The organism is Paraburkholderia caffeinilytica (assembly GCF_003368325.1).
GTDB classification, from domain to species: Bacteria; Pseudomonadota; Gammaproteobacteria; order Burkholderiales; family Burkholderiaceae; genus Paraburkholderia; species Paraburkholderia caffeinilytica.
This window is the reverse complement of sequence record NZ_CP031467.1, coordinates 3243769-3266807: the sequence shown is the minus strand read 5'-3', so window position 1 is coordinate 3266807 and position 23039 is coordinate 3243769. Positions and strand designations below refer to the sequence as shown.

Below are 23039 nucleotides of genomic sequence, written 5' to 3'. Positions count from 1 at the left end.
TCCTGGCCGCAACCGCCCGCCGCCAGTGAGCCACTGCGCTATTGCAGCGGTTCCTTCAAGGCAGCCGGGACCGGCAGCGGCATCACTTCGATGCCTTCCTCGACCAAGGCTTTCGCGTCTTCCGGTGTCGTGACACCGCGAATATTGCGCGCCGGCGCTTCGTTGTAGTGAATGCGTCGTGCTTCCTCGGCGAAGCGGTCACCCACGTTCTCCGTCTTCTCCAGTACCTCGCGCAAGGCACGCATGACGCGCGCCTGCATTTCTCCCGCATCCGCAGGAACTTTCGCTTCGGTCGCACCCGAAAGATTCAGGCGCGGCGCCGACGGCAAACGGCTTACTTCATTCGCACCGCAGATCGGACATTCAACGAGCTTGCGGGACTGCTGCGACTCGAAGTCATCTGCCGAAGCGAACCAGCCTTCGAACCGATGGCCATGCGGACACTGTAAATCGAGGACCTTCATGTGGAATCAGGGCTTGCGTGCCAGTTTAGCGCAAAATGGAAATTTGTGAACGGTCGTTCGTAAATTTTTACGGACGAGGCGTTGACGCCTGGCGTCGCTGATAAATCGAACGCGGTGGGCGATTTTAACGCTTTGCGCAACGGCCTGCCGAAGGTGGTTCAAGTGGCGAACGGCACACCAAACCTGTAGACGAAAGGATGCGCCGACTGTGCCGGGTTGATGGGTTGACGGGTTGGCACAACGCTCCACTATGCACCTTTTAAGCCACCAGGAATTCGAGCCGACGGTTGAGCCGCGGCTCAAGTTCGAGTGCCTCTTTGGCGAGATTGATCTGCTTGGCCGATTTCGCGACATCGAATACGTCCGCCTTGATGTCATACCCGCCACGCGCCGTCAACCAGTCAAGAATGTCCGACAGGTGCCACACTGACGCGCTACCCTCATGAACCGGCGGCGGAAAATCGATGGCGTGGCTCAGCATCAGCTTACGCATGTTTTGCCGTGACACGCCCGCGACCTCTGCGACATCCGTGAGGCCGACGAAATCCGGCCCCGCCTCGACAAGGCGCGCAGACGGCACTGCCTGCTTGATATCTTTGAGTGCGCTGACAAGTGCTTCGAACGCCGATACGCCTTCGCGAGCAAAAACCAGTGCAATGCGCCCCGGTTGCCCGACGCCGACCGTAGCGTCGTTGCATCCGGCCTCGCCCAGCCGCTCGACGATCTCGTCAAGATCGCAATCTTCAGCCGCGAGCCGGTACTTCAGGGTGAACACATATTCCATAAGCTACTCCTGCTTTCATTCAACTGCGGGCTTTTGCCCCTCGAACACTTTTACTGCCGACGTGTCGTGCAGTTGTCGACAATGCGCCTGAGGTGCCTGGCATGATTGCCAGGATTCTTCGGCGTACTCCACACACTCGAGATGCAGAACTCGCCGCAACGACACTCCGAGTCATTGTAGGGACAGTAAATCTTGCCCCACGCATGACCTTTGCCACCGCCCTGCACACGCCAGCCGTTTCTTTCGGCGTACGCCAGCGCGGCCTCGACCTCTTTTTTGGAATGGACTCCACGAACCATCTATACCCTCCAATTTAGCCCGTGCGCCAAAGGTTGTCAAGTGACAACCTTTGGCGCACTCGACCGCAATCGAATCCGTCCCACACCTTTCGTTATCCAAAATAACTGCGATAACACACTCCGTTGTCAAACATCGATACTAGTGTGGCAACGGCCATGAGGCGAGACTGTCGGATGGCATAGGACTGGAGCCCGTTTTTCAGGCATAAAGAGAAGTGACGCCCACAATGACAAAGCCCCTGCCGGTCGTAGACCAACAGGGGCTTTTGGCAGATTTCTCAACCGGCGCGCAACTCGCGCCCGTTCCGCGCTCCGAACTGAGCGCGCTATTGCGGCTCGGCCATTGGCCAGGCGCCCGACAACACCTTCTCCAGCCAGAACGTACCAATGATGGTTTTCACGTCCGTCACCTTGCCCGTGCGCACCCATTCCACCATATCGGCGACGCTGGCCGTGAACAGTTCGAGGAATTCGCCGTCGTCGAGTTTGCGCTCGCCGGCAGTGAGCCCACGCGCAAGGTAAATATCGATGAATTCCGTCGAGTAGGAAATGATCGGATGAATGCGTGTCAGATAGACATACTCGCGTGCCGTATAGCCGGTCTCTTCCTGCAACTCGCGTTTCGCGCAGGCCAGCGCGCCTTCGTTCGGATCGAGTTTGCCCGCGGGATACTCGACCATCACCTTGCCCATCGGATAGCGGTACTGGCTTTCCAGCAGCACGCGGCCATCGTCGAATAGCGGAATCACCATCACGGCGCCCGGGTGCTGAACGTACTCGCGAGTGGCCTGCTTACCGTCGGGCAAGCGGACCGTGTCGCACTTGAGCGTCAGGAATGGCCCTTGATGGATCGTTTTGCTCTCGAGACAGATCTCGGTGAGCGCGGCGTCGTGATCGGGAAGTTCAGCCATATGCGACCTCAGGACAGCTTGGTGCGCGACGGCGAGACGCCGTCAGCGACGTTTGACGAGATACTGGAAAGTAAAGCCGGGAAATGCGAACACGACGAACAGCGCGAACGTGATCGCGTAGAACTGCCACCCCTGTTCGAAGCGGTTACCCGCGCGCGCTTCCAGCAGAAAGCCGAGCGCGCCGACCACGAAGTACAGCACGATCAGTTCGGCAATCCGGATCCAGGCGCTCTTCTTCGCCGCTTTCAGCGGCACGGCGGCGAAAAGGCGCTGATTCAGAAACGGCAGGTTGGCGCCAACCAGCGCCAACAACACGATAAACCAACCCGCAGCCGACATCAGAGCAGCAGCGTATGCTGGATCGCCTGCAAGCAGGCCTTCAGCAGCGGATCCGGCACGACGCCAAGCACCAGCACGGCAACACCGTTGAGCGCCAGCAATGCTCGCGTGCTGGTGTCCGCGACGATCGGCGACTTGTCCTGCGGCTCGTCGAAATACATCAGCTTGACGATACGCAGGTAGTAGAACGCACCAAACAGCGATGTGATCACAGCCAGCACCGTGAGCCAGGTCAAACCGGCATTCATGGTGGCCTGCAGCACCGCCAGCTTCGCGTAGAAACCGACCGCAGGCGGAATGCCGGCAAGCGAGAACATCATGATCATCATCACGAACGCGAACACCGGGCTGCGTTGATTCAGACCCTTGAAGTCTTCGAGCGTATCTGCCTCGAAATCGCGGCGCGCCAGCAGCATGACGACGCCGAAGGTGCCCAGCGTCGTAATCAGGTAGACGATGCTGTAGAACATCGCCGAGCCATACGCGTTTGCGGCGCCCGTGGTCTTCTGGTCGACCACGCCGGCCAGAAGACCCAGCAGCACGAAGCCCATGTTCGAGATTGCCGAATAGGCGAGCATGCGCTTGACGTTGCGCTGCACGATACCGGTAATGTTGCCGACGATCAGCGACAGCGCCGCCAGAATCACCAGCATCTGCTGCCATTCGACCGCGAGCGGCAGCAGACCCATCACGAGGAAGCGCAGACCCCATGCGAATGCCGCCACCTTCGGACCGCCGCCGACGATCAGTGTCATCGCCGTCGGCGCGCCCTGATAGACGTCAGGCACCCACATGTGGAACGGCACCGCACCCATCTTGAATGCCACGCCGGCCACGATGAAGATCACGCCGAACAGCAGCACGCTCGGATCGTAGTGGCTCGTGCCGATCGCCTTGAACACTTCATTCAGGTCGAGCGAACCGGTCGCACCGTACAGCATCGAGATGCCGTACAGCAGAAAACCGGAAGCCAGCGCGCCGAGCACGTAGTACTTCATCGCAGCTTCGTTCGACTGCGGCACTTCGCGGCGCAGCGCGATCACCGCGTACAGCGACAGCGACATCAGTTCCAGACCGAGATACAGCGTCAGGAAGTTGTTGCCGGAGATCATCACGAGCTGGCCGAGCAACGAGAACATACCCAACAGGAAGAAATCACCGCGGAACAGAGCGCGATCTTCCAGGTAGCGGCGCGAATAGACAATCGACACGGTGTAGCCGAGCGTCACCACCGCCTTCATCACGTTGGCGAACGAATCCACCACATACATGTGACCGAAGAAGTAGTGCACTTGCGGGTCGAACGCGTTCATCGCGAACCAGACGCCGGCAACCAGCGTCGAGACGACCGCGATGAAATACGTGGTACGGCGACCGGCCTGGCCGACGAACGTGTCGTTGAGCCACGCGACGACAACGGCGAGCATCACCAGTGCGTCGGGCAACAGAGCAGTCATAGGGGCGTTTTGCATGGTCTTTAATTCCTCCGCTCTGCGTTACTGTGGCAACGGCAGTTTCGACTGCGCAACGTGGGAGAGGAGGTTTTCCACGGATACGTGCATCACATCGGTAAAGGGCTTCGGATACAGGCCCATGAACAGCGTCAGTGCGGCGAGCACTGCCAGCATGAAAAATTCGCGACGGTTGATGTCGAGGAGGTCCTTCACGTGATCGTTGGCGACCGCGCCGAAGTACACGCGCTTGTACATCCACAGCGTGTAGGCCGCGCCGAGAATCAGCGTGACAGCCGCTCCGCCCGCGATCCAGAAGTTGTACTGGACAGCAGCCAGAATCACCATGAACTCGCCGACGAAACCGGACGTACCCGGCAAGCCGCAATTGGCCATCGAGAACAGCATCACGAGCGCCGCGAACTTCGGCATCACGTTGACGACACCGCCGTAATCGGCGATCTGACGCGAGTGCATACGGTCATACAACACGCCGATGCACAGGAACATCGCGCCCGACACGAAACCGTGCGAGATCATCTGCACGATCGCGCCTTCCACGCCGAGCTGATTGAAGATAAAGAAACCGAGTGTCACGAAACCCATGTGCGCGATCGACGAATACGCGACCAGTTTCTTCATGTCGGTCTGCACCATCGCGACCAGACCAATGTAAATCACCGCGATCAGTGACAGCGTGATCACGACCGGTGCGAGAAAGTGGCTTGCGTCCGGGGCGATCGGCAGCGAGAAGCGCACGAAACCGTAGGCGCCCAGCTTCAGCATGATCGCGGCCAGCACGACCGAGCCGCCGGTCGGCGCTTCCACGTGGGCGTCAGGCAACCACGTGTGAACCGGCCACATCGGCACCTTCACGGCAAAGGCCAGGAAGAACGCTATGAACAGCAATATCTGCGGCGTCATGCCGATCTGCGTGTTCTGCCACGTCGCCAGATCGAACGTGCCGGTCTGAATGTACAGGTACAGCAACGCAACCAGCATCAGCAGCGAGCCCATCAGCGTGTACAGGAAGAACTTGAACGCCGCATACACACGGTTCGCCCCGCCCCACACGCCGATGATGATGTACATCGGAATCAGCGTCGCCTCGAAGAACACATAGAACAGCATGCCGTCCGCTGCGCTGAACACGCCGACCATGATGCCGGACAGGATCAGGAACGAAGCGAGGTACTGGCCCACGTTCTTCGTGATGACTTCCCACGCGGCGATCACGACGATCACCGTAATCAATGCGGTCAACACCACAAACCACATCGAGATGCCGTCGACACCCAGGTGATACGTGATGTTGAAGCGCTCGATCCAGTTCGCCTTTTCGACGAACTGCAGATCGGCGGTGCTCGAATCAAAACCAGTAATCAACGGGATCGTCACGAGGAAGCTGACGACCGAGCCGATCAGCGCGATCCAGCGCGCCGGAGCCGGGTTCCGGTCGGAACCGATAGCCAGGACCAGGAGACCTACGAGGATCGGTAACCAGATCGCAATACTGAGAATCGGATAAGCGTGCATTAGTGTCCCTCGCCTTATTTGCCGCCGAGCGTTACAAACAGGGTCAGGAGCCCCAACATGCCGATAATCATGGCAAACGCGTAGTGGTAGATATAGCCGGATTGGAGGAAGCGGATCACGCCGGCAAACCAGCCGATAAAGCGCGCGCTGCCGTTGACGATACCGTCGATAACCACGACGTCGCCTTCCTTCCAGAGACCACGGCCAATTGCCACGGCGCCCCGCGCGAACACGACTTCGTTGATCTTGTCCATGTAGTACTTGTTGTCGAGCAGCGTGTAGATCGGACCGAACGCGCGCTTGATGACAGCCGGCAGATCAGGACGAACCAGATACAGGAACCACGCGACCACGACGCCGGAGAGCGCCAGCCACACCGGCAAGCCGGCAACGGAATGGAAACCCATCGACGCCCAGCCCTGGAATTCTTCCGCCATCTCATGCAGCGCCGGATGGTTTTCGCCAATGAAGATCACCTTGTCGAACGCCACACCGTGCTGGAAGAAGTCGCCGAACAGCATCGGAGCGACACCGATCGCACCGATCACAATCGACGGAATCGCCAGCAGCACCAACGGCAGCCATACCACCCACGGGGTTTCATGCGGCTCGTGCGCGTGGTCGTCGTGACCATGGCCGTGGCCGTGCGCGTCGTGACCATGTGCGGCGTGTCCGTGAGCTGCGGCTTCAGCGCCCATCGGCGATTCCGGATGCTTCGCATCGCGGAAGCGCTCCTTGCCGTGGAACACCATGAAGTACATACGGAACGAGTACAACGCAGTAACGAACACGCTCGCCACCACCGCGAAGTAGGCGAAACCCGAACCCGGCAGATGCGACAGCTTCACTGCGTCGATGATCGAGTCTTTCGAGTAGAAGCCCGAGAAGAACGGCGTACCGATCAGCGCCAGCGAACCGACCAGCGACGTAATCCACGTAATCGGCATGTACTTGCGCAGACCGCCCATGTTGCGCATGTCCTGATCATGGTGCATGCCGATGATCACCGAACCCGCGCCGAGGAACAGCAGCGCCTTGAAGAACGCGTGCGTCATCAGGTGGAAAATCGCGACAGGATAGGCCGACACGCCGAGCGCGACCGTCATGTAGCCGAGCTGCGACAACGTCGAGTACGCAACCACACGCTTGATGTCGTTCTGGACAATCCCGAGGAAGCCCATGAAGAGCGCCGTAATCGCACCGATCACCGTAATGAACGACAACGCGCTTTCCGACAGTTCGAACAGCGGCGACATGCGCGCGACCATGAAGATACCGGCTGTCACCATGGTTGCCGCGTGAATCAGCGCGGAAATCGGCGTCGGGCCTTCCATCGAATCCGGCAGCCAGACGTGCAGCGGGAACTGCGCCGACTTACCCATCGCGCCGATGAAGAGGCAAATGCAGGCGACCGTCAGCAGACCCCAGTCCGTGCCCGGAAAGCTCAATGCCGCGAGTTCGGTGCGCTTCGCAAAGACGTCGCCGTAGTTCATCGAACCGGCGAAGGCGAACAGCAGGCCGATACCGAGCAGGAACCCGAAATCGCCGACGCGGTTCACGAGGAACGCCTTCATGTTCGCGTAGATCGCGCTCTCACGGGTGAAGTAGAAGCCGATCAGCAGGTACGACACCAGACCCACCGCTTCCCAGCCGAAGAACAGCTGCAGGAAGTTGTTGCTCATCACGAGCATCAGCATCGAGAACGTGAACAGCGCGATGTACGAGAAGAAGCGCTGGTAGCCGTCGTCGTCGGCCATATAGCCGATCGTGTAGATGTGCACCATGAGCGACACGAAGGTCACCACGCACATCATCATCGCCGTCAGCGAATCGACCAGGAAGCCGATCTCGAACTTCGTCTTGCCGATCGTCATCCATTCATAAACGGTCGCGTTGAAGCTCGCGCCGTCCATCACCTGGAAGAAGACGATGGCCGAGAGGATGAAGGAAACTGCGACGCCGAGGATCGTGACCGAGTGCGCGCCGGCGCGCCCTACCGCTTTCCCGAACAGCCCCGCAATCAGGGAGCCGGCCAGCGGTGCCAGCGGGATCGCCAGCAGCAGGTTTTCATTGAGTGTCGTTGACATAACCGCTTTACCTGAAATTAACCTTTGAGCTGATCGAGGTCCTCGACATTGATCGTGTCGAGGCTACGGAACAGGGTCACCAGAATTGCGAGGCCGATCGCCGCTTCAGCTGCTGCAACCGTCAGCACGAAGAAAACGAAGATCTGGCCATGCACGTCGCCGAGGTAATGCGAGAACGCGACGAAATTGGTGTTCACCGCCAGCAGCATCAGTTCGATCGCCATCAGGATGATGATGACGTTGCGACGGTTCAGGAAAATGCCCACGACGCTGATCGCAAACAGGATCGCGCCGAGGACAAGGTAATGAGCAAGGGTCAACATGATTTCTATCTCCTGTCCGCTCAGCTGTTTTTAGCAGGTGCCGAGTCGGCTGCTGCTGCCGCTGCCGCGGCTTCTTCCGCCGCGACGGTTGCCGCGGTCTTTTCAGATGCCATCTTCACGATGCGCACGCGGTCCTGAGCACGCACCTTGACCTGCTCGCTGACGTTCTGGCGCTTGCTGTCTTTCTTGTGGCTCGTGGTCAGCGCAATCGCCGCGATGATCGCCACCAGCAACACGAGGCCGGCGACTTCGAACGCGAAGATGTAATCGGTGTAGATGACCTTGCCGATCAGACGCGTGTTCGACCAGTCGGCCATGCCGTTCGCGGCGGCTGTCGTGTCGCGCAGCGCCGTGGCGGTCGCGCCGTAGCCGTGCCACAGGATCAACGCGGTCTCGATCACGATGATCGCGCCCACGAGGGTCGCCATCGGCACGAAGCGTTTGAAGTCTTTGCGCAGCACGTCGAGGTTGATGTCCAGCATCATCACGACGAACAGGAACAGCACCATCACCGCGCCGACATACACCAGCACCAGCAGGATCGCAAGGAACTCGGCCTGCAGCAGCATCCAGATCGCGGCTGCGTTGAAGAACGCCAGCACCAGAAACAGTGCGGACGAAACCGGGTTGCGCGAAGTGATCACCTTCAGTCCTGAAACAACCAGGAGCAGCGCGAAGATGTAGAACAGTACGGTCGTGAATTCCATGATTACCGGTTCATCGTTAGGCCATCGTCAGGCATTGTTCTTTGGCACCTGTAGCGGGCAAAAGCGGCCGAAACCGCCAGAACAGCCGCACAGGTGCGCCGTGCCACGGCGGTCAGGCCGTGGCGCTCGGCCCGACAACAGGCCGTGTTACTGCTGCATTTATTGCCGCATTTACCGCTTACTGAAGTGCTTCAACGATACGGTGCGTCGGCTGCCTTGTTCGCAGCGATCTCCGCTTCGTAGCGATCGCCCACCGCCAGCAGCATGTCTTTCGTGAAATACAGGTCGCCGCGCTTTTCACCGTGATATTCGAGAATGTGCGTCTCGACGATCGAATCGACCGGGCAGCTCTCTTCGCAGAAACCACAGAAGATGCACTTGGTCAGGTCGATGTCGTAACGCGTCGTGCGGCGCGTGTTATCCGCACGGGTTTCCGATTCGATCGTGATGGCGAGTGCCGGGCACACCGCTTCACACAGCTTGCAGGCGATACAGCGTTCTTCACCGTTTTCATAGCGGCGCAGCGCATGCAGGCCGCGGAAACGCGGCGAAATCGGTGTTTTCTCTTCCGGAAACTGCACCGTGATCTTGCGCTGGAACGTATAACGTCCGGTCAGTGCGAGGCCTTTGAGCAGTTCCGTCAGGAAGAAGGTCTTGAAAAAGTTTTGGATTGCGGTCATGGGTTCATCCGCCCTTTATTTCCAGATATTCAACGGCGACATGATCCAGAAGCCGACCACGATGAGCCACACCACGCAAACCGGAATGAAAATTTTCCAGCCCAGACGCATGATCTGGTCATAGCGATAGCGCGGAAACGTGGCACGCGCCCAGATGAATACCGACAGCAGCAAGAAGACCTTGGCGACGAGCCAAACGATGCCCGGGACAAACGACAGGAAGCCGAACGGTGCGCTCCAGCCGCCGAGGAAGAGTGTTGCAGCCAATGCCGAGATCACGATCATGTTGATGTACTCGGCGAGGAAGAACAGCGCAAACGCCATCCCCGAGTAATCGATCATGTGGCCCGCGACGATTTCCGACTCGCCTTCCACCACGTCGAACGGGTGACGGTTCGTTTCGGCGATGCCCGAGATGAAGTACACGACGAACATCGGCAGCAGCGGCAGCCAGTTCCACGAAAGGAAGTTCAGGCCGTAGCCGGCGAAAATGCCGCGCTCCTGCGAAGTCACGATATCCGACAGATTCAGGCTGCCCGAGGTCATCAGCACGACGACCAGTGCGAAGCCCATCGAAATTTCGTACGAGACCATCTGAGCGGCAGCGCGCATTGCGCCGAGGAACGCGTACTTCGAGTTCGACGCCCAGCCGGCCAGAATCACGCCGTACACGCCGATCGACGAAATCGCGATCGCGTAGAGCAGACCCGCGTTGATGTCGCCGAGAACCGCGCCAGCCTGGAATGGAATGACCGCCCAGACCGCGAAGGCCGGCACCACCACCATGATCGGCGCGATCATGTAGATCCAGCGACTCGCCTGAGCCGGCTGAATCACTTCTTTCAGCAACAGCTTCAGCACGTCGGCGATCGGCTGCAGCAAACCTGCGGGACCCACGCGGTTCGGGCCGAGACGCACGTGCATCCAGCCGATCAGCTTACGCTCCCACAGAATCAGGTAAGCCACGCACAGCAGGATCACGACGGCCACCACCAGGATGCGCACCAGTGCCCACACCGTGGGCCATGCCACACCGAGAAGCTGGGTGCCGCCCGAGTTGATCGTATCGAACAAGCTCATTTACGCCTTCTCCACCACCAGTTCACCGAACAGGTTGCCCAGCGCTGCACCGGCAGGCGTAGCCGCCGATACGCGGACGACCGTCTCCGCAAGATTCGCGTCGCGCACGGCCGGCAACTGCACCGATTGCTCGCCCTGGCGCACGCGCACTGCGTCGCCTTCCTTCAAACCCAGTTTGTCGAACAGCGCGGCCGGCAGACCGACCGAATTCGCTGCACGCGCCGCGGCCGTCAGATGCAGCGACTCGGCACGACGCACCAGTGCGTCGGCATGGTAAATCGGCACGTCGGCGATTCGCTCGAACTTGCCTTCCGCCGCCTTCGCTGCTTTGCCACGTGCAACCGTGACGCCCGTCTTGTTCGACAGACGCGACCTGATCTCGCCATCGCCAAGGGCCGCGGTGCGCACTTCTTCCGCGGTGTCGAATTCGAAGCCCGGCACGCCGAGCAGGCTGCCGAGAACGCGCAGAACCTTCCATGCCGGACGCGTGTCGCCGAGCGGACGCACTACACCGTTGAACGTCTGCACCGTACCTTCAGCGTTGACGAACGTGCCGGCCGTTTCCGTGAACGGAGCAATCGGCAGCAGGACGTCAGCGAATTCGGCGCCAATCTGGAACGGCGACATCACGACGACCATTTCAGCCTGCTTGAGCGCGGCCAAAGCCTGCGCCGGATTGGCCGTGTCGAATTCCGGTTCGACGTTCAGCAGCACATAACCCTTGCGCGGTTGCTCGAACACTTCGCGAGCGTTCAAACCGCCCTCGCCCGGCAGTGCGTTCACAAGATGCGCGCCAACCGTGTTGGCGGCTTCCGTCAGGAAACCCAGCGTTGCGCCGGTCGCGTCTGCGATCCATTGCGCCGCAGCGTGAATCGCGGCGAAGTCCGGATGGCGCACCGCACCGTTACCAAGCAGCACCACGCGGTGTTCGCCGGTGGCGAGCGACTTCGCGACCTGTTTGCCGGCGTCCGTCGGCTGCGTGCCGGCGAAGGCTTCCGGCAGTGCAACGCCGTTTGCTTCCGACACCGCGCCCGCAATGCCAGCCAGTGCGTCGAGCCATGCCGACGGCGCGGCAACCACGCGTTGCGCTTGCGGAATCAGCGCGTCGTCGTTGGTGGCTTGCACCAGCGTGAGCTTCGTGCCGCTCTTGGCAGCCTGGCGCAGACGCGCGGCAAACAGCGGATGATCGCGGCGCAGATCCGAACCGATCACCAGCGCGGCGTCGACGTTCGAGAGGTCGGCGATCGCCGTACCGAGCCACGGCGCACCGTTCACAGGCGCGGAGAAATCCGACTGACGCAGACGGAAGTCGACGTTAGGCGTGCCGACCGCCTGGGCCAGCTGCTTCAACAGGAACAGTTCTTCGACGGTGCTGTGAGCGCTGCCGAGCGCGGCCAGCGCGTTCGCGCCGTGGTCGCCCTTGATGCCCTTCAGACCCTTGACCACGTATTCAAGCGCGGTTTGCCAGTCGGTCTCGACCCACTTGCCGCCTTGCTTGAGCATCGGCTGCGTGAGACGTTCCGGGCTGTTCAGACCTTCGTACGAGAAACGGTCCTTGTCCGAAATCCAGCATTCGTTGATGGATTCGTTTTCGAACGGCAGAACACGCATCACGCGATTGTTCTTCACTTGCACCACGAGGTTTGCGCCGACGGAATCGTGCGGGCTCACCGATTTGCGACGCGACAGTTCCCACGTGCGGGCGCTGTAGCGGAACGGCTTGCTGGTCAGCGCGCCGACCGGGCACAGATCGATCATGTTGCCCGACAGTTCGGAGTCGACCGTCTTGCCGACGAACGACGTGATTTCCGAATGCTCGCCGCGGCCCAGCATGCCGAGTTCCATCACGCCGGCAACTTCCTGGCCGAAGCGGACGCAACGCGTGCAGTGGATGCAACGCGACATTTCTTCCATCGAGATCAGCGGGCCGACGTTCTTGTGGAACACGACACGCTTTTCTTCGCTATAGCGCGACGACGACTTGCCGTAACCCACCGCCAGATCCTGCAACTGACACTCGCCACCCTGATCGCAGATCGGGCAATCCAGCGGATGGTTGATCAGCAGGAATTCCATCACGGCTTGCTGGCCCTTCACGGCCTTGTCCGACTTGGTGCGCACGATCATGCCCGCCGACACCGGCGTGGCGCATGCAGGCACGGCCTTCGGCATCTTTTCGACATCGACCAGACACATCCGGCAATTGGCCGCAATCGACAGCTTCTTGTGATAGCAGAAGTGAGGAATGTACGTGTCGACCTTATGCGCAGCCTGGATCACCATGCTGCCTTCAGGCACCTCTACTTTCTTGCCGTCTATTTCAAGTTCAACCATGATGGTCAATCTTCCTTAACCTGTTACCGCTCAATCGTTCGCCCCGTTCATCGCCCGTTTCAGGCGATGAATCCCGCGGATGACGTGTTCTGGTGCGTACCTGTTCAGCGCACTCAGGCAGCCACTGTTTCCGACGCCGCTGCCGCACCGGCATGACCGCCGACGAGGCAATGCTTGTGAGCGACGTGATATTCGAATTCGTCCCAGTAGTGCTTGAGCATGCCGCGAACCGGCATGGCCGCTGCATCGCCGAGCGCGCAAATCGTGCGGCCCATGATGTTCTCAGCGACCGAGTTCAGCAGATCCAGATCTTCCGGACGGCCGAGCCCATGTTCGATGCGATGTACGACGCGATACAGCCAGCCCGTGCCTTCGCGGCACGGCGTGCATTGACCGCACGACTCTTCGTAATAGAAATACGACAAACGCAGCAGCGAGCGCACCATGCAACGCGTCTCGTCCATCACGATGACCGCGCCGGAACCGAGCATCGAGCCGGCCTTCGCGATCGAGTCGTAGTCCAGGTCGGTCTGCATCATGATGTCGCCCGGGATCACCGGCGCCGACGAACCGCCAGGAATGACGGCCTTGATCTTCTTGCCGCCGCGCACGCCACCGGCCAATTCCATCAGCGTGGCGAACGGCGTGCCGAGCGGAATTTCATAGTTGCCCGGACGCTCGACGTCGCCTGCAATCGAGAAAATCTTCGTGCCGCCGTTGTTCGGCTTGCCGATTTCGAGGTAGTTCTGCGGACCGATCGCGAGCAGGAACGGCACCGCGGCGAACGTCTCGGTGTTGTTGATCGTAGTCGGTTTGCCGTACACGCCGAAGCTCGCCGGGAACGGCGGCTTGAAGCGCGGCTGACCTTTCTTGCCTTCCAGCGACTCGAGCAGCGCGGTTTCTTCGCCACAAATGTAGGCGCCGTAGCCGTGGTGCGCATGCAGTTCGAACGAGAAGCCCGAACCCATGATGTTGTCGCCAAGGAATCCGGCGCGACGGGCTTCTTCCAACGCTTGTTCGAAGCGTTTGTAGACTTCCCAGATTTCGCCGTGGATATAGTTGTAGCCGACCGTGATGCCCATCGCGTACGCGCCGATGGCCATGCCTTCAATCAGCGAGTGCGGATTGAAACGCAGGATGTCGCGATCCTTGAACGTGCCCGGTTCGCCTTCGTCCGAATTGCAGACGAGGTATTTCTGGCCCGGGAACTGACGCGGCATGAAGCTCCACTTCAGACCGGTCGGGAAGCCCGCACCGCCACGGCCGCGCAGACCCGACGCCTTGACATCGGCGATCACCTGCTCGGGCGGAATCTTTTCTTCGAGAATACGGCGCAGCTGGGCGTAACCGCCGCGCGCCACATAATCTTCAAGATGCCAGTTGTCGCCGTTCAGGCCGGCGAGAATCAGCGGTTTGATGTGACGATCGTGTAAAGACGTCATTTCGAAAGTTCCTCGAGCAGCTGGTCGATCTTCGCGCGGCTCATGAAGCTGCACATGCGATGGTTGTTCACCAGCATCACCGGCGCATCGCCGCACGAGCCCATGCACTCACCTTCTTTCAAGGTGAACTTGCCGTCAGCCGTGGTTTCGCCGAAGTCGATGCCGAGCTTCTGCTTCAGATATTCAGCGGCACTGTCGGAACCGCCGTCCGGGCCGAGCTGGCACGGCAGGTTCGTGCAGAGCGTGATCTTGTACTTGCCGACCGGCGAGGTCTCGTACATCGTGTAGAAGGTAGCCACCTCCTGCACGGCGACCGCCGGCATGCCGAGATAGTCCGCGACGAACTGCATGAGTTCGGGCGACAGCCAGCCATGCTCTTCCTGAGCAGTAGCCAGCGCCGACATCACGGCGGACTGTTTCTGATCGGCGGGATACTTCGCGATCGCACGATCGATTTCTTTCAGGCCTTCAGCTGAGATCATTTTCAGACACGACTCTTTCAATTCCTACCGAACGAAAACCCGTCGCGCGTTGCATGTTGCGACAGACCCGGCGTTCCTTTGCTTGACGCGCGCTTCGGTGCAATCTGAAGACGCGCGCTGATGAATACGTCCTAGCGATCCACTTCGCCGAACACGATGTCCTGCGTGCCGATGATCGTCACGGCGTCGGCGATCATGTGGCCACGCGCCATTTCGTCGAGCGTGGACAGGTGCGCATAGCCCGGCGCCCGAATTTTCAGGCGATACGGCTTGTTCGCGCCGTCCGAGATCAGGTAGATACCGAACTCGCCCTTCGGATGTTCGACGGCGGCGTATGCCTCGCCTTCCGGCACATGGAAGCCTTCCGTGAAGAGCTTGAAGTGGTGAATCAGCTCTTCCATGTTCGACTTCATGCCGACCCGCGACGGCGGCGCAACCTTGTGATTGTCGACCATCACCGGGCCCGGATTCTTACGCAACCACTCAACGCACTGTTTCACGATCCGTGTGGACTGCCGCATTTCTTCGACGCGAACCAGATACCGGTCATAACAGTCGCCATTCACACCGACCGGGATGTCGAAATCGAGCTTGTCGTAGACTTCGTACGGCTGCTTCTTGCGCAGATCCCACTCGATACCCGAGCCGCGCAACATCGCGCCGGTCATGCCGAGATTCAGCGCCCGTTCCGGGCTGACCACGCCGATACCGACCAGACGTTGCTTCCAGATCCGGTTGTCGGTGAGCAGCGTTTCGTATTCGTCGACGCACTTCGGGAAACGCGTGAAGAAATCGTCGATGAAGTCGAGCAGCGAACCCTGGCGGTTCTCGTTCATCTTCGACAAGGCCTTCGCATTGCGAATCTTCGACGCCTTGTATTGCGGCATTGCGTCAGGCAGATCGCGGTACACGCCGCCCGGACGATAGTAAGCCGCGTGCATCCGTGCGCCGGACACCGCTTCGTACACGTCCATCAGGTCTTCGCGCTCGCGGAACGCGTAGAGGAAAACCGCCATCGCGCCGACGTCGAGCGCGTGTGCGCCGATCCACATCAAGTGGTTCAGCACGCGCGTGATTTCGTCGAACATCACGCGAATGTACTGAGCGCGAACCGGAACTTCGATGCCGAGCAGCTTTTCGATCGCCATCACATAGCCGTGCTCGTTGACCATCATCGACACGTAGTCGAGGCGGTCCATGTACGGCACGGACTGGATGAAGGTTTTGGTTTCCGCGAGCTTTTCGGTCGCGCGATGCAGCAGGCCGATGTGCGGATCGGCGCGCTGGATGACTTCGCCGTCGAGTTCGAGCACGAGGCGCAGCACACCGTGCGCGGCCGGATGCTGAGGGCCGAAGTTGAGCGTGTAGTTCTTGATCTCTGCCATGGCGTTCTCTTAGTGTTTCAGACCGCCATAGCGATCCTCGCGGATCACGCGCGGCGTGATTTCCCGCGGCTCGATCGTCACAGGCTGATAGACGACGCGCTTCTCTTCCGGGTCGTAACGCATTTCGACGTAGCCGGAAACAGGAAAATCTTTACGGAACGGGTGACCGATGAAACCGTAGTCGGTCAGGATGCGGCGCAAGTCCGGGTGGCCTTCGAAGACGATGCCGTACAGGTCGAATGCTTCGCGCTCGTACCAGTTGGCCGAATTCCAGATTTCGACGACCGACGCGATGATCGGCACTTCGTCGTCTGGCGCGAACACGCGCAAACGCAGACGCCAGTTGTTCTGCACCGACAACAAATGCAGAACGGCCGCGAAACGCGGGCCGTCGTATGCGCCATCGGCGTAGGTCTGATAGTCGACACCGCATAGATCGACCAGCTGCTCGAAACCGAGCGAGCGGTCGTCGCGCAGACGCGTTGCCACATTGATGTAGTCGCTCGCCTTCACGACGATCGTCAACTCACCGATTGCCTCGGTGGTGCTCAGCAGGAGGCCGCCAAAGGCCGCCTCGAGGTTCGCTTTCAGGGTCTCGAGTTTGCTTGCCATATTGTGGGGGAGGCGTTGGCCTTATTGACGGGCGATTGTATTGGTGCGGCGGATCTTGGCCTGCAACTGGATCACGCCATAGACCAGCGCTTCCGCAGTAGGCGGGCAACCCGGCACGTAGACGTCGACCGGCACGATCCGATCGCAGCCGCGCACCACCGAATAGGAATAGTGGTAGTAGCCGCCGCCGTTCGCGCACGAGCCCATCGAAATCACCCAGCGCGGCTCAGCCATCTGGTCGTAGACCTTGCGCAGAGCCGGCGCCATCTTGTTGCACAGCGTGCCGGCGACGATCATCACGTCCGACTGACGCGGACTCGGACGAAACACCACGCCGAAACGGTCGAGGTCATAACGGGCAGCGCCCGCATGCATCATCTCGACCGCGCAGCACGCGAGACCGAACGTCATCGGCCACAACGAGCCGGTGCGCGTCCAGTTGATCAGTTTGTCTGCCGTAGTGGTGACAAACCCTTCCTTCAAGACCCCTTCGATACTCATTTGCTTTCCACTCCAGACGGGGCGGCAAGCCTTGGCCACCCACGCAAACCGGCGATTAATCCATCATTCCCAGTCGAGGCCGCCCTTCTTCCAGATATAGGCAAAGCCCAACAGGAATTCGAGCAGGAAAATCATCATCGCCATGAAGCCAGGCCAGCCGATGTCGCGCAGGGCCACACCCCACGGGAACAGGAACGCGGTTTCAAGGTCGAAAATGATGAAGAGAATGGCGACGAGGTAGTAGCGCACGTCGAACTTCATGCGCGCATCTTCGAATGCTTCGAAGCCGCACTCGTATGGTGCGTTTTTCTCGGTATCGGGCTTGTTGGGACCGAGGATCTTGCCGATGCTGACCAGTGCTACGCCTAAACCGGTGCCCACAATGAGGAACAACAAGACGGGGAAATAGGCTGCGAGGTTCAAGACTATCCTCTATCGGTTGGTTCTGAATGCCGCCAAGAGCATAGCACTCTTGACGCGAAATCACCTTGGCAACGTACATGCCGCCCAACGCAAGCCGCACGTCAGAAGTGAAAATGCCAGCCGAAGCGAAGCAAGCGGCTGGCATTTAGATAACATTTGGTGCCGACGGCGAGACTCGAACTCGCACAGCTTTCGCCACTACCCCCTCAAGATAGCGTGTCTACCAATTTCACCACGTCGGCACTAATTGCAATCCGGGAAAACAACTTATAAAACCCGCGAATCGCTTCAAGACTTAGATTGTAACTGGTCTAAACAGTTTGTTCAACGCACAAAAGCACTTTGAACGAAAATTTATTTCGGCACGTCCGTAGTGGGCACGGACGCTGCGGACGCCGGCAATACTGCCGAGCCACCGGCCGGCGCAGACGCAGCGGACGCCGCGACCGGCGCGGTCGCAGCCGTGCCCAGCAAGCCTGCGGACGGTTTCGCACGATACGCGCCGAGGTACGTGAGCGTCAATGTCGTTACAAAAAACACCGCTGCGAGCACGGCCGTGGTACGTGACAAAAAGTTTGCCGAACCGGTCGCGCCGAACAGGCTGCCCGATGCGCCGCTACCGAAAGCAGCGCCCATATCGGCGCCTTTGCCGTGTTGCAGCAACACAAGGCCAATGACCCCGAGTGCCGACAACAGCTGAACGACGATAATCAATGTTTTCAAATACAGCATCACACTCACCTGAGTCTTTATTTAACCGCGCCACACAAAGTGTGCCGCGCGGGATTGGGTCATCCTCGCCGAGGCGCCCTGCTTAACCGGCGACGCTCGTCGCAGCCGCCGCTTTGCAGATCGCCAGGAAATCCTGGTCTTTCAACGACGCGCCGCCGATCAGGCCGCCGTCGATATCCGGCTCGCGGAACAATTCTTCCGCGTTCTCCGGCTTCACACTGCCGCCGTATAACACCGGCACATCCGCCACCGCCGCGCCCTTTGCCGCCAGACGCGAGCGCAGGAAAGCATGCACGGCCTGCGCCTGATCCGACGAAGCACTCTTGCCGGTGCCGATCGCCCAGACCGGCTCATACGCGACAACGATACGCGCCGCATCCGCCACCGACAGCTTCGCCAGCACTTCATCCAGTTGAGCGCCGACCACCTGTTCCGTGGAACCGTCCTCGCGCTCTTCGAGCGTTTCGCCGACACAGACGATCGGGGTCAAACCCGCCTCCAACGCGCGCTGCGTCTTCACCGCCACCAACTCCGCACTCTCACGATGGTAGGCGCGGCGCTCCGAGTGCCCAACGATCGCAAGCGTGGCGCCGAAATCCACCACCATCTGCGCCGCCACTTCGCCGGTGTAGGCGCCGTGCGTGAAGGCCGAGACATCCTGCACGCCCCACACGACCTTGCTATCTTCCAGCAACGATTGAGTCTGCGCGAGATAGGGGCACGGCACACAGACACCGACGCGCACATCAGCCGGCAATTCGCCCGCGCCATGCGCCACGGCCTGCAACAGCCTTGCGTTCTCGGCAAGGCGCCCGTGCATCTTCCAGTTACCGACTACCAGCTTGGCTCGTTGTTTCGACATCGTCTCGTCGTCTCGTTTTGTCTTGGCGGCGGACTTGGCCTGCGCTTACAGCCCGCCTTTCGGATTCACGCGGCGTGCGCAAAACGCGCAATTTTACTGCGTGGGGTGGATCGGGTCAAACCAACCGTGTCAAGCGTCCTGACCCCAAGTCAGCACGATCTTGCCGACGTGCGTGCTGCTTTCCATCAGCGCGTGCGCTTCAGCCGCCCGGGCAGCCGGAAACACACGGTGCACCACCGGCTTGATACGCCCATCTTCGAGGTGCGGCCACACGCGCTCCTTCAACTGCGCGGCGATCTTCGCCTTGAACTCGACCGGCCGCGGACGCAACGTCGAACCCGTCACCGTCAGACGGCGGCGCAGCACTTCGTTCAGATTCAACTCGGCCTTGGCGCCGCCCAGCAACGCGATCAGCACGATGCGGCCGCCATCGGCCAGCGCGGTCAGCTCGCGCGGCACATAACTGCCCGCCACCATGTCGAGGATGACGTCGACACCACGGTCGTTCGTCAGCGACTTGACGACCTCGACGAAATCTTCAGTCTTGTAGTTGATCGCCCGCTCGGCGCCGAGTGCTTCACAGGCGCGGCACTTTTCGTCCGATCCGGCCGTGGCGAACACGCGAAAACCCAGTGCGTGGGCGATCTGGATTGCCGTCACGCCGATGCCGCTCGAGCCGCCCTGCACCAGCAGCGTCTCGTTCTGAGCGCCTTCGCCATTGCCGAGTTGCGCGCGGTCGAACACGTTGCTCCACACCGTGAAGAACGTTTCCGGCAGCGAAGCGGCCTCGACATCCGACAAGCCGCCGGGCACCGGCAAGCATTGCAACAGCGGAGCAGTCGCATATTCCGCATAGCCGCCGCCCGCAAGCAACGCGCACACGCGATCGCCGATTTTCAGACCGAACGGATTGTTCTTCTCGTCGATAGTGCCGCCGACGATCTCACCCGCCACTTCCAGCCCCGGCAGATCCGACGCACCCGGCGGCGGTGCATAGCCGCCCTTGCGCTGGAACACGTCCGGACGGTTGATGCCTGATGCCGCCACCTTGATCAGCACCTCGCCTGCTTTCGGTTGCGGCGTGGGCCGCTCCGCCAGCTTCAGGACGTCCGGTGCGCCGAATTCGGTGATTTCGATCGCTTTCATCTGCGTCAACTCCAAGATTGGATTGCGTTGCCTACTGGGACGAAATGGCGAAAATCGTCTGAACCACGACGAAGCGCTTCATGCAAACAGAGTACCCGCTTATACCGGTTTGCACTTGCCTGCGTTTCGCTCGCGCCTGCTTGCAACGCAATCAACCCTGCACCCTTCATGAAAAACGGCCGGCGCGCCTTCGCGCTGCCGGCCGTCGCCCTGCTACCGCATTACTGCGGCGTCGGTTCGCCTTGCGGCGCGCCGCCGTTTGCACCTTCATTCAGCAACGCCTTGGCCGACAAACGCACGCGGCCCTTCTCGTCCGTCTGGATGACCTTGACCTTCACCTGCTGACCATCTTTGAGATAGTCGTTGATGTCCTTGATACGCTCGTTGGCGATTTCGGAGATGTGCAGCAGGCCGTCCTTGCCCGGCAGGATGTTCACGATCGCGCCGAAATCGAGCAGCTTGAGCACCGTGCCTTCGTACACCTGGCCCACTTCGACTTCCAGCGTGATGTTCTCGATACGCTTCTTCGCTTCGGCCATCCCTTCGCTGCTCGTGCTGGCGATGGTGACGACGCCGTCGTCCGAAATATCGATCGTCGTGCCGGTTTCTTCGGTCAGCGCGCGGATCACCGAACCACCCTTGCCGATCACGTCGCGGATCTTTTCCGGGTTGATCTTGATCGTGATCATGCGCGGTGCGTAGTCCGACAGCACCGTGTTCGCGCCCGACACAGCCGAGGTCATCTTGCCGAGGATGTGCATACGGCCTTCCTTCGCTTGCGCGAGGGCGACCTGCATGATTTCCTTGGTGATGCCCTGGATCTTGATGTCCATCTGCAGCGCGGTCACGCCTTGCTCGGTGCCCGCCACCTTGAAGTCCATGTCGCCGAGGTGATCTTCGTCGCCGAGGATGTCGGTCAGCACGGCAAACTTGTTGCCTTCGAGAATCAGGCCCATGGCGATGCCGGCGACGTGCGCCTTCATCGGCACGCCGGCGTCCATCAGTGCGAGGCAGCCGCCGCACACCGAAGCCATCGACGACGAACCGTTCGATTCGGTGATTTCCGACACGACGCGAATCGAGTAGCCGAATTCGTCGGCGCTCGGCAGGCATGCAGCCAGCGCGCGCTTGGCCAGACGGCCGTGACCGATTTCACGGCGCTTCGGCGAACCGACGCGGCCCGTTTCGCCGGTCGCGAACGGAGGCATGTTGTAGTGGAGCATGAAGCGTTCGCGGTACTCGCCTTCGAGCGCGTCGATGTTCTGCTCGTCGCCCTTCGTGCCCAGCGTTGCGACCACCAGGGCCTGCGTTTCGCCACGCGTGAACAGTGCCGAACCGTGCGTACGCGGCAGCACGCCGGTACGGATTTCGATCGGGCGCACCGTGCGCGTGTCGCGGCCGTCGATACGCGGCTCGCCGTTCAGGATCTGCGTACGGACGATCTTCGCTTCGATGTCGAACAGCACGTTGCCGACGCTAGCCTTGTCCGCCGCAACCGTGCCGGCTGCCGCTGCTTCTTCTTCCAGCTTGGCCGACGTTGCTGCGTAGACTTCCTTCAGCTTGGCCGAGCGAGCCTGCTTGTCGCGGATCTGATAAGCGGCGAGCAGATCGGCTTGAGCCAGGTCCGTCACGCGTGCGATCAGCGGCTCGTTCTTCGCTGCCGGCTGCCAATCCCATTCCGGCTTGCCACCTTCGCTGACCAGATCGTGGATCGCATTGATCGCGATCTGCATCTGGTCGTGGCCGAACACCACGGCGCCGAGCATCACTTCTTCGGTCAGTTGCTGCGCTTCCGATTCCACCATCAGCACCGCGCGTTCCGTACCGGCGACGATCAGGTCGAGCGCCGATTCCTTCATTTGCGGACGCGTCGGGTTCAACACGTATTCGTTGTTGATATAGGCCACGCGTGCTGCGCCGACCGGGCCGTTGAACGGCAGACCGGACACGGCGAGCGCCGCCGACGCGCCGATCAGCGCGGGGATGTCAGCGGGGATTTCGGGGTTCAACGACAGGACGTGGATCACGACCTGGACTTCGTTGTAGAAGCCTTCCGGGAACAGCGGACGCAGCGGACGGTCGATGAGGCGCGAAATCAGCGTTTCGCCTTCCGACGGGCGGCCTTCACGGCGGAAGAAACCACCGGGAATCTTGCCTGCAGCGTAGGTCTTTTCGAGGTAATCGACGGTCAGCGGGAAGAAGTCCTGGCCCGGCTTGGCGGTCTTGGCGCCGACCACGGTGGCCAGCACAACGGTGTCTTCGACATCGACGATCACCGCACCGCTCGCCTGACGGGCGATTTCGCCCGTTTCGAGGCGAACCTTATGTTGCCCCCACTGAAATTCCTTGACGATCTTATTGAACATAGTCATTGCTTTTCCTCTTCATTATGCCGCGCGGACCAGAAGCGGCGCGGCAACGCCAGGACCGGCGCCACAGGGGAAGAGTAGTGTTATGCC

At 60.4% G+C, this 23039-nt stretch carries 23 protein-coding genes and 1 tRNA gene; all 24 read right to left on the bottom strand.

The genetic code is table 11. The annotated features are described in order from the left end of the window. Positions 1-38: 38 nt before the first annotated feature. The 24 genes from DSC91_RS30915 to pnp all read right to left on the bottom strand — a co-directional run bounded on the left by DSC91_RS30915 (position 39) and on the right by pnp (position 22952). Positions 39-464, bottom strand: a complete 426-nt coding sequence (locus DSC91_RS30915; protein ID WP_115782329.1) for a DUF1178 family protein — start codon at positions 462-464, stop codon at positions 39-41. A 259-nt stretch (positions 465-723) separates the two neighbouring features. Further along, complete coding sequence (locus DSC91_RS30910; protein WP_115782328.1) at positions 724-1248, bottom strand: helix-turn-helix transcriptional regulator; 525 nt, start codon at positions 1246-1248, stop codon at positions 724-726. Between the two features lie 50 nt (positions 1249-1298). Next, positions 1299-1547, bottom strand: coding sequence for a hypothetical protein (locus DSC91_RS38370; protein ID WP_115782327.1), 249 nt, complete (start codon positions 1545-1547; stop codon positions 1299-1301). A gap of 326 nt (positions 1548-1873) precedes the next feature. Beyond that, positions 1874-2458: an NUDIX domain-containing protein gene (locus tag DSC91_RS30900; RefSeq protein WP_115782326.1), complete on the bottom strand. Its 585-nt coding sequence runs from the start codon at positions 2456-2458 to the stop codon at positions 1874-1876. A 42-nt stretch (positions 2459-2500) separates the two neighbouring features. After that, positions 2501-2797, bottom strand: a complete 297-nt coding sequence (locus DSC91_RS30895; RefSeq protein ID WP_007175603.1) for a DUF2818 family protein — start codon at positions 2795-2797, stop codon at positions 2501-2503. Further along, positions 2797-4269: an NADH-quinone oxidoreductase subunit NuoN gene (nuoN, locus tag DSC91_RS30890; RefSeq protein ID WP_115782325.1), complete on the bottom strand. Its 1473-nt coding sequence runs from the start codon at positions 4267-4269 to the stop codon at positions 2797-2799. Before nuoN ends, DSC91_RS30895 begins: the two co-directional genes overlap by 1 nt. 24 nt (positions 4270-4293) lie before the next feature. Beyond that, positions 4294-5784: an NADH-quinone oxidoreductase subunit M gene (locus DSC91_RS30885; RefSeq protein ID WP_115782324.1), complete on the bottom strand. Its 1491-nt coding sequence runs from the start codon at positions 5782-5784 to the stop codon at positions 4294-4296. A gap of 14 nt (positions 5785-5798) precedes the next feature. Then, a complete protein-coding gene (gene nuoL, locus DSC91_RS30880; RefSeq protein WP_115782323.1) occupies positions 5799-7871 on the bottom strand; it encodes an NADH-quinone oxidoreductase subunit L in 2073 nt (690 codons plus the stop codon). A 17-nt stretch (positions 7872-7888) separates the two neighbouring features. After that, a complete protein-coding gene (gene nuoK / locus DSC91_RS30875; RefSeq protein WP_013339863.1) occupies positions 7889-8194 on the bottom strand; it encodes an NADH-quinone oxidoreductase subunit NuoK in 306 nt (101 codons plus the stop codon). Positions 8195-8214: 20 nt separating this feature from the next. Further along, positions 8215-8901, bottom strand: coding sequence for an NADH-quinone oxidoreductase subunit J (locus DSC91_RS30870; protein ID WP_115782322.1), 687 nt, complete (start codon positions 8899-8901; stop codon positions 8215-8217). Positions 8902-9092: 191 nt separating this feature from the next. Further along, complete coding sequence (gene nuoI / locus DSC91_RS30865) at positions 9093-9581, bottom strand: NADH-quinone oxidoreductase subunit NuoI (protein WP_012401389.1); 489 nt, start codon at positions 9579-9581, stop codon at positions 9093-9095. A 15-nt stretch (positions 9582-9596) separates the two neighbouring features. Beyond that, positions 9597-10661 (bottom strand): NADH-quinone oxidoreductase subunit NuoH, encoded by a 1065-nt coding sequence (gene nuoH, locus DSC91_RS30860; RefSeq protein WP_115782321.1) that lies wholly within the window; start codon positions 10659-10661, stop codon positions 9597-9599. Continuing rightward, positions 10662-12995: an NADH-quinone oxidoreductase subunit NuoG gene (gene nuoG, locus DSC91_RS30855; protein ID WP_115782320.1), complete on the bottom strand. Its 2334-nt coding sequence runs from the start codon at positions 12993-12995 to the stop codon at positions 10662-10664. It abuts the gene before it with no gap. A 113-nt stretch (positions 12996-13108) separates the two neighbouring features. Beyond that, positions 13109-14437: an NADH-quinone oxidoreductase subunit NuoF gene (gene nuoF, locus DSC91_RS30850; RefSeq protein ID WP_115782319.1), complete on the bottom strand. Its 1329-nt coding sequence runs from the start codon at positions 14435-14437 to the stop codon at positions 13109-13111. Next, entirely contained in the window at positions 14434-14919 is a 486-nt protein-coding gene (gene nuoE, locus DSC91_RS30845; protein WP_054034960.1) for an NADH-quinone oxidoreductase subunit NuoE, read from the bottom strand. Before nuoE ends, nuoF begins: the two co-directional genes overlap by 4 nt. 131 nt (positions 14920-15050) lie before the next feature. Beyond that, a complete protein-coding gene (locus DSC91_RS30840; RefSeq protein WP_115782318.1) occupies positions 15051-16304 on the bottom strand; it encodes an NADH-quinone oxidoreductase subunit D in 1254 nt (417 codons plus the stop codon). A 9-nt stretch (positions 16305-16313) separates the two neighbouring features. Further along, the gene (locus DSC91_RS30835; RefSeq protein WP_115782317.1) at positions 16314-16916 is read right to left on the bottom strand and encodes an NADH-quinone oxidoreductase subunit C; all 603 of its coding nucleotides are present in this window, start codon (positions 16914-16916) and stop codon (positions 16314-16316) included. A gap of 21 nt (positions 16917-16937) precedes the next feature. Continuing rightward, on the bottom strand, positions 16938-17417 hold the full coding sequence (locus DSC91_RS30830; RefSeq protein ID WP_006052903.1) for a NuoB/complex I 20 kDa subunit family protein: 480 nt from the start codon (positions 17415-17417) through the stop codon (positions 16938-16940). 63 nt (positions 17418-17480) lie between these two features. Continuing rightward, a complete protein-coding gene (locus tag DSC91_RS30825) occupies positions 17481-17840 on the bottom strand; it encodes an NADH-quinone oxidoreductase subunit A (RefSeq protein WP_007175615.1) in 360 nt (119 codons plus the stop codon). 157 nt (positions 17841-17997) lie between these two features. Beyond that, a tRNA-Leu gene (locus tag DSC91_RS30820) sits at positions 17998-18082 on the bottom strand. A 112-nt stretch (positions 18083-18194) separates the two neighbouring features. Continuing rightward, positions 18195-18572, bottom strand: a complete 378-nt coding sequence (gene secG / locus DSC91_RS30815; protein WP_115782316.1) for a preprotein translocase subunit SecG — start codon at positions 18570-18572, stop codon at positions 18195-18197. A gap of 82 nt (positions 18573-18654) precedes the next feature. Further along, positions 18655-19434 carry a triose-phosphate isomerase gene (gene tpiA, locus DSC91_RS30810; protein WP_115782315.1) on the bottom strand — a complete coding sequence of 260 codons (780 nt, stop codon included), beginning with the start codon at positions 19432-19434 and terminating at the stop codon, positions 18655-18657. 129 nt (positions 19435-19563) lie between these two features. Continuing rightward, the gene (locus DSC91_RS30805) at positions 19564-20580 is read right to left on the bottom strand and encodes an NAD(P)H-quinone oxidoreductase (protein WP_115782314.1); all 1017 of its coding nucleotides are present in this window, start codon (positions 20578-20580) and stop codon (positions 19564-19566) included. Between the two features lie 221 nt (positions 20581-20801). Next, complete coding sequence (gene pnp / locus DSC91_RS30800; RefSeq protein ID WP_175171925.1) at positions 20802-22952, bottom strand: polyribonucleotide nucleotidyltransferase; 2151 nt, start codon at positions 22950-22952, stop codon at positions 20802-20804. Between the last annotated feature and the right edge of the window lie 87 nt (positions 22953-23039).